Annotated in this window: 1 protein-coding gene; it reads left to right on the top strand. The window is 55.9% G+C overall.

From position 1 onward, the window contains the following. The first annotated feature begins 125 nt into the window (after window positions 1-125). A complete protein-coding gene (locus VD17_RS30535; protein WP_046057083.1) occupies window positions 126-1,148 on the top strand; it encodes an IS110 family transposase in 1,023 nt (340 codons plus the stop codon). The last annotated feature ends 252 nt before the right edge of the window (window positions 1,149-1,400 follow it).

Below are 1,400 nucleotides of genomic sequence, written 5' to 3'. Positions count from 1 at the left end.
AGGCACCGAATGGCGGGGCAAGAGCCCTTGGTTACTTGGGGCTTAATGAGATGGTCAGCCTGACCGAGAAGCCCTGCAGGTTTACGCTCGCAGGGCTTTTCTCGTTTTTCGGCGGAGGATCTCTCATGAACACGATGACGCTTCTCGGTATCGACATTGGCAAACACAGCTTCCACCTGCATGGCCAGGACGCCAAAGGTCATCAGGTATTGCGCAAGAAAACCAACCGCGGACAATTGCTCAACACATTGGCCCAGCTACCGGCCTGCACGGTGGTGATGGAGTCTTGCGGCGGCGCCCACTGGCTGGCTCGACAGATCAAGGCCTTGGGTCACGAGGTGAAGCTGATTGCTCCGCAGTACGTCAAACCGTTCGTCAAAGGCAACAAAAACGACTTCATTGATGCCGAAGCGATTTGCGAGGCGGCAAGCCGCCCCGCGATGCGCTTCTGCTCGATCAAAACCGCTGAACAGCAAACACTTTCAGCCCTGCATCGGGTCCGCGATTCATTGATTGGCCATCGCATCGTCGCGACCAACCAGATTCATGGCTTTCTGCTGGAATTCGGGATCAGCCTACCCATTGGCATCGCTGCGTTGCACCGCGTGCCAGCGCTGTTGGATGACCCGCAGCACCCGGTTCCATTGCGTCTCAAGGGCTTGGTAATGCGCCTGCATCATCAAATTCAACAGTTCAATGATGAAATCAAGGACATCGAGTCCAGCCTGAAACAGCAGTTGAAAGAAGATGATGCCGGCGGTCGTTTGCAGAGCATTCCGGGCATCGGCCCCATCACCGCCAGCGCGTTACTGGCGGACGTGGGTGATGCGTCGAACTATCGCAATGGGCGCGATTTTTCCGCTTCGTTAGGGTTGGTGCCGAAGCAGTATTCAACGGGTGGAAAGACGGTGCTGCTGGGGATCAGCAAGCGCGGCGACAAGCACATACGTCGATTGCTGGTACAGGGCGCGCGATCGATCATGCTGCGTATCGACAAACGAGAGGATGCGCTAGGGTCCTGGGTCCGTGAGTTGCTGACGCGTCGGCACTCCAATGTCGTCGCGTGTGCGTTGGCAAACAAACTGGCACGAATCGTGTGGGCGGTACTGGCCAAGGGTGGCCAGTACAACCCACATCCGAACACTTGAAACTACAGCTTTATCACCGGCTTTTGCGATATCACTGACTGATGACAGTAAACGGCAAATGGCCCGACTGAGAACCTGGCATGGAAATCAGCTTTAAAGGCTGAGGGCTTTTTTAGGACAGTCGGGAGCGGCTACTCATCGAGGGCCGAGCGTTGTTACCGCAACGCTCACAATGAGCCCGGATACATTAGCGCAAGCCAGCTTTACCGAAAACAGCCAATGAGGTTGCAGGAGATGGGCTGACCATACATT

This window comes from Pseudomonas fluorescens (assembly GCF_000968015.1).
In the GTDB taxonomy this organism is placed as follows: domain Bacteria; phylum Pseudomonadota; class Gammaproteobacteria; order Pseudomonadales; family Pseudomonadaceae; genus Aquipseudomonas; species Aquipseudomonas fluorescens_W.
This window is presented reverse-complemented; position numbering and strand designations above follow the sequence as displayed.

Excerpts from the sequence above, each read along its gene's own strand:
- VD17_RS30535 (WP_046057083.1), top strand. The coding sequence starts at position 126 with ATGAACACGATGACGCTTCTCGGTATCGACATTGGCAAACACAGCTTC.